The following is a 7,893-nucleotide window of genomic DNA, read 5'->3' on the forward strand; positions in this document are numbered from 1 at the left end:
GTGGCCTTGAAGTCGCGGCCGGCGATCGTGCCGCGCACGCGGCCTTTCTGGAGGAACTGAAATTGGTGCAAACCCTCGTGGTGGTGGGCCGGAATCGTCCAGTCCATCTCGTTGCCGCGAACCGCGACGGATTCATAGTGGAGGCAGTCGTCCGGCTGATCGTGGCGGACTTCGGCGAATCCGACCAACAAAAGGGCAGGGGGCTTCATGCGCCCGATTTTCGCGTGATGCCGGAAATGTGCAAGGACAAGCGTGTTTCGTCCATCGCCAGGCGGACCGGCGGCGCGCACAGTCCGGGTCCATGAGCCGCAACCCTGCGCCAATATCGCCTGCCGACGCCTTGGCGTCCGGGCCCGCCTCGGCCGCCTCACCGCCCATACCCAACGAACCGCGCGCGCCGGCGCCGGTGCGCCTCACCGGCGCTCAAGCCCTGGTGCGCATCCTCCTGGCCGAGAAGGTCGACACCGTCTTCGGCATCGTCGGCGGCAAGCTCTCGCCCTTGTTTCACGCGCTCTCACGCGAGCCGCGCATCCGTTTCATCGGTGTGCGCCACGAGGCCGCTGGCGCGATGATGGCCGCCGCCTTGCACGCTGGCACCGGCAAGATCGCGGTGGCTGTGGGGGAGCTCGGGCCTGGCGGATTGAACATGGCCTCGGGCCTGGGCGTGGCCTTCAACAACAACCTGCCACTGCTGGCCATCACCACCAACCAGCACCGGGCCTCGGCTTATCCGCATGTCGGGGTCTTCATGGACCTGGACACGCGCGCCGTCACGACGCCGCTGACCAAATGGAACGCGGTAGTACACGACGGTCGGCGCCTGCCCGAGCTGGCCAGGCGCGCCTTTCGCGAGTCGCTGGGTGGCCGGCCCGGGCCGGTTCACCTGGACATTCCGCAAGACGTGTTGGGCGAGGTGCATGCCTTTGCCGGCGACGAGTTCGACCTTGCGCCCGCGCGCTACCGCGCTACCCTGCCACCCCGGCCCTCGGCTGCGGCGGTTGCCGAGGCGGTGGACTTACTGTCGCAGGCGCGCCGACCGCTGCTGGTGGGCGGTGGCGGCGTCGTTGCCTCCGGGGCGCAGGGCCTGTTGAGGGCGCTGGCCGCCCGGCTTGGGGCGCCGGTCGTGCCCACCCAGATGGCGCTGGGCGTGGTGCCTTCGAGCAGCCCGTACTTCATTGGCCATGGTGGCCTCATCGCCGGAGACGCGGTCAAGGAGGCCTTCGAGCAGGCCGACGTCATTGTGAGCGTGGGCTGTCGCTGGTCGTCCTGGATGTGGGACGAGCACGGCGCGCTGGCGCGTCGCCACCACAAGCTGGTCAACATCAACATCGATCCCTCGGCCCTGGGCGGCCCGGCCCTGCATGAGGTCGCGATGCAAGCCGACGCCGGCGAAGCGCTGCGCGACCTGCTCGCCGCTCTCGAGGGATATTCGCCCGCCACAGATTCCGGGTGGCTGGGACAGGTGCGTGCTGTGCGCGCACGCTACGAGCGCAAGCTGGCCATCATGGCCGGCGACACCGAAGAGACCATGCACCCGGCGGCGCTGGCAAAGGCGGTGGCTGACGCGCTGCCGGCCAACGCGCTAGCGGTCTATGACGGCGGGCACACCACCTTCTGGAGCAACGACTTCACACCAGTGCATGAGGTGCGTACGCGCTTTCACGAGCCCGGCATGAGCCACCTGGGCTATGGCCTTCCGGCGGCCATTGCGCTGCAATCACAGTTCCCGGGTCGGGTGGTGGTCAACCTCACAGGCGACGGCGCCTTCGGCTTCACCCTCAACGAGCTCGACACCGCGCGTCGCTACCGGCTGCCGGTGGTGACCGTAGTCCACAACAACGCAGCCTGGGGCGTGATCCGCATGGGCCAGCGCCTGGGCCTGGACTTCGAGATGGCCACGGCGCTGGAGGACACCGACTACGCCGCCATCGCCCGCGGCTTCGGTTGCCACGGCGAAGTGGTGACCCGCGCCGGCGACTTTGCCGGCGCGCTCGAGCGGGCAGTTGCCAGCGGCCTGCCGGCGGTGATCGACTGCCGCACCAAATTTCTGCCGCACCCCGCGGTGGGCCAGTTCGTCAGCATGAATAAATACGGCTTCCAGTCGCTCACGCGTGTGGGGCCTTCCCTGGAGAACCGAATGAACGATATCCGCATGCTCATTGGCGGCGACAAGGTTGCGGCCGCTTCCGGCCAGACCTTCGAGCGCCGTAACCCCCTGGACGGTAGCGTCGCCACCCGCGCCCCGGCCGGCTCGGTGCAAGACGCCGCCGCCGCGGTGGATGCTGCCGCCAAGGCCTTCCCGGCCTGGGCCGCCATGGGCCCGGGCGAGCGCCGCGCGCTGCTGCTCAAAGCCGCCACCGCTTTGGAAGCCAAGACGCCGCAGTTCATCCAGGCGATGGCAGCCGAGACGGGCGCCGCCGCGCCATGGGCGGGCTTCAACGCCCATCTGGCCGCCGGCATGCTGCAAGAGGCCGCTTCCCTTACCACCCAGATCGGTGGCGAAGTGATTCCCTCAGATGTGCCGGGTAGCCTGGCCATGGGTCTGCGCGTGCCCGCCGGGGTGGTGCTGGGCATTGCACCCTGGAACGCGCCGGTCATTCTGGGTGTGCGCGCCATCGCCACGCCGCTGGCCTGCGGCAACACGGTAGTGCTCAAGGGATCGGAGCTGTGCCCGGCCACCCATGGCCTGATCATCGAGGCGCTTCAGGAGGCGGGCCTCCCGCCCGGGGTTGTCAATTTCGTCACCAATTCGCCGCAGGATGCCGCCGCGGTGGTGGAGGCGATGGTGGCGCACCCGGCAGTGCGCAGGGTTAACTTCACAGGTTCGACCCACGTGGGTCGGCTGATCGCGCAAACCTGCGCCAAGTACCTCAAGCAGGCGGTCCTGGAGCTGGGCGGCAAGGCCCCCCTGGTGGTGCTCGATGACGCCGATCTGGACGCTGCGGTGGACGGCGCGATCTTCGGCGCCTTCGCCAACTCGGGCCAGATCTGCATGTCCACAGAGCGCTTGGTCGTCGACGCCCGGGTGGCCGATACCTTCGTCGCCAAGTTCGCCGCCCGAGCTGTCGGCCTACCCCTTGGCGATCCGCGCAAGGGACCGGTGGTGCTGGGCTCGGTGGTCGACATGAGCACCGTCGAGCGCTGCAACGCGCTGATCGACGACGCCCTGGCCAAGGGCGCCACGCTGGTGTGCGGTGGCAAGAGCGAGACCACGCTCATGCCTGCGACCATCCTGGACCATGTGACTTCGGAGATGCGCGTTTACCACGACGAGAGCTTTGGCCCGGTCAAGCCGGTGGTGCGGGTCAAGGGCGTGGAAGCCGCGATTGCCTGTGCCAACGACAACCCCTACGGCCTGTCGGCCGCCGTGTTCGGTCGCGACACGGCTCGGGCGATGCAGGTGGCCCAGCGGATCGACTCGGGCATCTGCCATGTCAATGGCCCCACCGTTCACGACGAGGCGCAGATGCCCTTTGGCGGCGTCAAGGCCTCGGGCTACGGCCGATTTGGCGGCAAGGCCGGCATCGAGGCTTTTACCGAGCTGCGCTGGATGACGGTGCAGACCATGCCCCGCCAGTACCCCTTCTGAGGCCCGAGAGGCACCGCACTTTCCTGTTCCGAGACGAAACTCCCCGACCAGCCCTCACACACTAGGAGACAAGCCATGCAAAGACGAGACATTTTGCGCGCCGGCCTGGCGATTGGCGGCGGCGCCGCGCTGCCCGCCCTGGCCCAGCCAGCCAATACCACCTTCATCTGGTCGGGATTCCCGGCTGGCGGCCTTGGCGACCAGGTCACCCGGCCGTTGCTCGAGCAGATGCGCGGCAAGCTACCGCAGAACCTGGTTTATGACACCAAGCCCGGCGCGGGCGGGCGCATCGCAGCCGAATTCGTCAAGCGCTCAACGCCAGACGGCAACCAGATCTTTCAGACGCCGGCTTCGGTGATGGTGTTGCAACCCCACGTGTTCAAGAAGCTGCCCTATGACACGCTGGCCGACTTCACCCCGATCGCTGGCCTGTGCGCCTTCACGACGGTCCTGACAGCTGGTCCAGGGTTGCCCGCTGATGTGCGCAATGTGGCTGACCTCCTGCGCTGGGCCAAGGCCAACCCGAATGCCGCCAACATTGGTAATCCTTCATCGGGCTCGGGCATGCACCTGGCCTCAATGCTGCTGGCCAAGCAGTCGGGTGCGCCGCTCAACCCCATACCCTACAAGGGCGGTGCGCCGTTACTGAACGACCTCATGGGCGGCCAGATACCGGTGAGCATCAACGTGATTTCCGAGGTGTTGCCGCAAATCCGCGCGGGCAAACTTCGGGCGCTGGCGGTTTCTGCACCGACCCGCTCCAAGGCGCTGCCCGACGTGTCCACAATGACCGAACAGGGCTTCAAGGAGCTGGCCTATGTGGAGTGGTTGGGATGGTTCGGCCCAGCGCAGATGCCGCCGGCACGCGTCGCGGCCCTGAACGCCGCGGTGAATGAGGCCCTGGCGACGCCGGCCATGGCTGAGGCCCTCACCAAGGTTGGGCTGGAGCCCCTGCGCGCGACGGCGGCCCAGTTTGCCGCTCAGGTGCGCCAAGACCATGGCTACTGGGCCCAGGTCGTCAAGGCGACCGGCTTCCAGCCTGAGGACGCCTGAAAGCCAGGCCACCCGGGCCGCGGCCCAGGGTGGTTCATTCCGGCTGCACGCCAGCGGTCTCGACGGCCCTCTTGTTCTGCGCGATGTCGCGAGCCAGGTAGGCCCGGAATTCCTGCGGGCTCGAAGCCCGCGGGACGGCACCGTTGGTGTCGAAGGCCTTGAGCAAATCGGGTGCCCGAAGCGAGCGTCCGACCGCGGCGACTAGCTCGGACGTGACCGCACCGGGCAGGCCCTTGGGCGCCATGAGGCCGATCCAGCCCGAGAACTCGAATCCCGGCACGGTGCTGGCCAGGGAGGGCGCATCTCCCAAAGGCTTTGTGTCGGCAGCCATGCTGTGCCCCAGCAGACGCAGCCGGCCACCGGCGACCAGCGACATGGCCGCAGGCGCTGGCGTGAGCACCCAATCGGTCTCGCCCGAGACTACGGACATCACCCCCTGACTGCCCCCTTTGTAGGGCACATGCAGGGACTTGAATTCCGCGGCGTTCTGGAAAGCGACACCGGCCAGATGGCTGGCCGAACCGATGCCAGCGGACGCCATGTTGGATTTGCCTCCCCGGCTGCGCAGGTGGTCGATGAACTCCCGCGTGTTGCGCACCGGGAGCGCCGGGTTGCAGACCAGCACGTTCGGCAGTAGCGCGACGAGGCTGACCAGGTCGAAGTCGCTCAAGGGGTCATAGCGGACGGCCCGCTGCAGGAGCGGCGCAGTGGAGACGGCGCTGGTTGATCCGACCATCAGCGTGTGCCCGTCGGCCGGCGAGGCGCGCCCGGCTTCCATGCCCAGCGCACCCGAGGCACCCGCCCGGTTGTCGGCCACTGCGGGCTGAGACCAGGCTTTGGCCATCTCCGCCATGAGTAGTCGGCCGATGGTGTCTACCGAACTGCCGGGGGCATTGGGAATGATGAACTTGACCGGACGCTGCGGAAAGCCCGCTTGTGCGATTGCAGGCAGTGTCACCAGGGATGCCAGGCCGGTGCCCGTGGCCAGGAAGTTGCGCCGTGTCCTCATGTGGTCTCCTCCAGGATCGATGGACGACAAAGGCCTCCCGGGGGAGGCCTTTGTCGGATGCTTCAGTCGTGATGCTCGCTCAGAGCTTCTGGCGGCTCATGAAGTTGTCGAAGCCGCCTTCGGCCACGCGGAACCAGGCCACCTGGTCACGCTGGAAGGCCATCTGGTTTTCGAACATCTTTTTGAAGGCCGGGCTCTTGGCAGAGGCTTCTTCCATGAGTTCCTTGTTGGCCTTGTAGCAGGCGTCGAGGATGGACTGCGGGAAGGGCTTGAGCACCGCACCAGCCTGAACCAGGCGCTTGAGAGCGGCGGGGTTGAGGGCGTCGTAGCGCGACTGCATCCAGGTGTTGGCTTCGGCGGTGGCGGACTGCAGGGCGGCCTTGTAGGCGTCTGGCAGGGCGTCAAACTGCTTGGCGTTGACCTGCAGCGACAGAGCAGCGCCGCCTTCGTTCCAGCCGGGGTAGTAGTAGAACTTGGCGACCTTGGCCAGGCCCAGCCTTTCATCGTCGGCCGGCACGGTGAATTCGGCGGCGTCGATGGTGCCTTTTTCCAGCGCGGGGTAGATGTCGCCGGCTGCCAGCTGCTGGGCCACCACACCCAGCTTGGTCAGCACCTGGCCGCCCATGCCGCCGGTGCGGAACTTCAGGCCCTTGAGGTCGGCCGGGGTCTTGAGCTCTTTCTTGAAGAAACGACCCATTTGCGAGCCGGTGTTGCCGGCCAGGAGGCTGACCACGCCGGATTCACGGGTGAAGTCGTTGAACATCTTCTCGCCGCCGCCATGCACCCACCAGGCGTTGTACTGGCGGCTGTTGAGGCCGAAGGGCACGCAAGTGCCGATGGCCCAGGCCGGGTCTTTGCCGATGAAGTAGTAGGGGGCGGTGTGGCCGCACTCGATGGTGCCCTTTTCGACCGCGTCGAGCACCTGCAGCGGCGGGACGATTTCGCCGGCGCTGTGCACGCTGATCTGGAACTTGCCGCCGGTCAGCTGGCCGACCCGCCGGGCAATGAACTCGGCAGTGCCGAAGAGCACTTCCACCGTCTTGGGGAAGCTTGACGCCATGCGCCAGCGGATGGTGTCCGGGGCGGTCTGGGCGAGGGCGGGTGCCGACAGGGCGGTGGCACCAGCTGCGACAGCAGCGGCGCCGCCATGGGCGAGAAAGTCACGACGACTCATGAGGGTCTCCTGGGTTTGCGTTTCATGGACGGCAAATCCGCCTTCGGGCGGGCCTGCCTCAGCTTGCAGGCCGGATTGTGACCTAAACGAACAGTGTTTTCGGGGCAGGGTTTCCGGCAGGTCTGCCCCGCTCAGGCCTGTTCCGCGAGCGTCGCGCCCAGGCCATGGCGGGCCAGCCGCGGCCAGTCATGCGCCAGCAGGCCTAACCCGTCGAGCGCCGCCAACTGCGCATAGACCCGCTGCTGTCCCACCGCGTCAAGGCCAGTGAAGACGTCGCGCGGCCGTTGCGCCAGCCAGAGGGTGAAGGGCAGGGCGGCGCGCTTGAAGGTGCCCTGGGCTGTGGGCAGGATCTGGTCGCCCAGCTTGCGCGGCAGTGGCTTGCCCGGCGGGAAGCGTCCTGGCCGCTCGGCGAGCACCTGATTGATTTCGGCGGCGATGCCGTCGAACCAGGGCACGCACTCCTGCACCACCTGCTGCACGATGGGCAACAAGGTCGGCGGGATCTCGTCGTCCGGAAAGAGCGCCCCCATACGCCGATCCGGCGGGTTGGCCATGCGATCGATCCAGGCGCGCAGGTGCGGGTAGCGGGCCACCATCTCGCGCTGGGGCCAGGGGTCGCGACCCAGGTGGCCGTACATGGTGCCCACCAGACCGAAGTCGGCCAATGTGGGGCGCCCGCCTAACAGGTAGGAGTGGGCGGCGAAGTGCGTATCGAGCTGGGCCATCATTGCGTGCGCCCAGGCCTCCAGCACCGCGTTTTGCTCGGGGCGGATACCCACCGCCGGCAGCATCCTGCGCAGGTAGCCAGCGATGTAGTCCACCGCCTTGTACTGGACGAAGCGCGGAAAGCCCGGCAGCAGCGCCCGGCCGGCATCGTGCTGGAACAGGGCGAAGTTCTCCGGGTAGCTCCAGCGTGTGTGCATGGCGATCGGCATCCACCATTCGTCGGCCCAGGCCTCCAGCAGGTAGGCCAGCCAGCGCTGCCAGGGCGTGTCCGGCACCACCGGGCGCTCGGGGATCTGGGCCTCAATGCGCTCGATGATGAGGTGCGTGTCCTGGATCCACTCG

5 protein-coding genes and 2 pseudogenes are annotated in these 7,893 nt (G+C 67.5%); 3 read left to right on the forward strand and 4 right to left on the reverse strand.

The annotated features are described in order from the left end of the window. Positions 1 to 209: pseudogene (locus QE494_RS17895) on the reverse strand (hypothetical protein); the annotation flags it as partial. Between the two features lie 92 nt (positions 210 to 301). Between QE494_RS17895 and QE494_RS17900 the strand changes: the two are divergent. From QE494_RS17900 to QE494_RS17910, 3 genes and pseudogenes are all read left to right on the forward strand, one after another. Beyond that, positions 302 to 2,023 (forward strand): annotated as a pseudogene (locus QE494_RS17900) (thiamine pyrophosphate-binding protein); the annotation flags it as partial. Positions 2,024 to 2,137: 114 nt separating this feature from the next. Next, the gene (locus QE494_RS17905; protein ID WP_300045747.1) at positions 2,138 to 3,589 is read left to right on the forward strand and encodes an aldehyde dehydrogenase; all 1,452 of its coding nucleotides are present in this window, start codon (positions 2,138 to 2,140) and stop codon (positions 3,587 to 3,589) included. A 75-nt stretch (positions 3,590 to 3,664) separates the two neighbouring features. Beyond that, positions 3,665 to 4,642 carry a tripartite tricarboxylate transporter substrate binding protein gene (locus QE494_RS17910; protein WP_300045734.1) on the forward strand — a complete coding sequence of 326 codons (978 nt, stop codon included), beginning with the start codon at positions 3,665 to 3,667 and terminating at the stop codon, positions 4,640 to 4,642. Positions 4,643 to 4,676: 34 nt separating this feature from the next. Here QE494_RS17910 and QE494_RS17915 read toward each other — a convergent pair whose 3' ends face one another. From QE494_RS17915 to QE494_RS17925, 3 genes are all read right to left on the reverse strand, one after another. Next, positions 4,677 to 5,651 (reverse strand): tripartite tricarboxylate transporter substrate binding protein, encoded by a 975-nt coding sequence (locus QE494_RS17915; RefSeq protein WP_300045738.1) that lies wholly within the window; start codon positions 5,649 to 5,651, stop codon positions 4,677 to 4,679. 79 nt (positions 5,652 to 5,730) lie between these two features. Next, on the reverse strand, positions 5,731 to 6,825 hold the full coding sequence (locus QE494_RS17920; protein WP_300045741.1) for a TRAP transporter substrate-binding protein: 1,095 nt from the start codon (positions 6,823 to 6,825) through the stop codon (positions 5,731 to 5,733). A gap of 131 nt (positions 6,826 to 6,956) precedes the next feature. Then, the coding region (locus QE494_RS17925) for a glutathione S-transferase family protein (RefSeq protein WP_300045744.1) at positions 6,957 to 7,893 on the reverse strand (937 nt) is incomplete at its 5' end.

Source organism: Ramlibacter sp. (genome assembly GCF_029866045.1).
Lineage (GTDB): Bacteria > Pseudomonadota > Gammaproteobacteria > Burkholderiales > Burkholderiaceae_C > Ramlibacter.

What these genes read in the sequence shown, in the direction of transcription:
- QE494_RS17905 (WP_300045747.1), top strand. Translation starts at nt 2,138, where the DNA reads ATGAACGATATCCGCATGCTCATTGGCGGCGACAAGGTTGCGGCCGCT.
- QE494_RS17910 (WP_300045734.1), top strand. Translation starts at nt 3,665, where the DNA reads ATGCAAAGACGAGACATTTTGCGCGCCGGCCTGGCGATTGGCGGCGGC.
- QE494_RS17915 (WP_300045738.1), bottom strand. Translation starts at nt 5,651, where the DNA reads ATGAGGACACGGCGCAACTTCCTGGCCACGGGCACCGGCCTGGCATCC.
- QE494_RS17920 (WP_300045741.1), bottom strand. Translation starts at nt 6,825, where the DNA reads ATGAGTCGTCGTGACTTTCTCGCCCATGGCGGCGCCGCTGCTGTCGCA.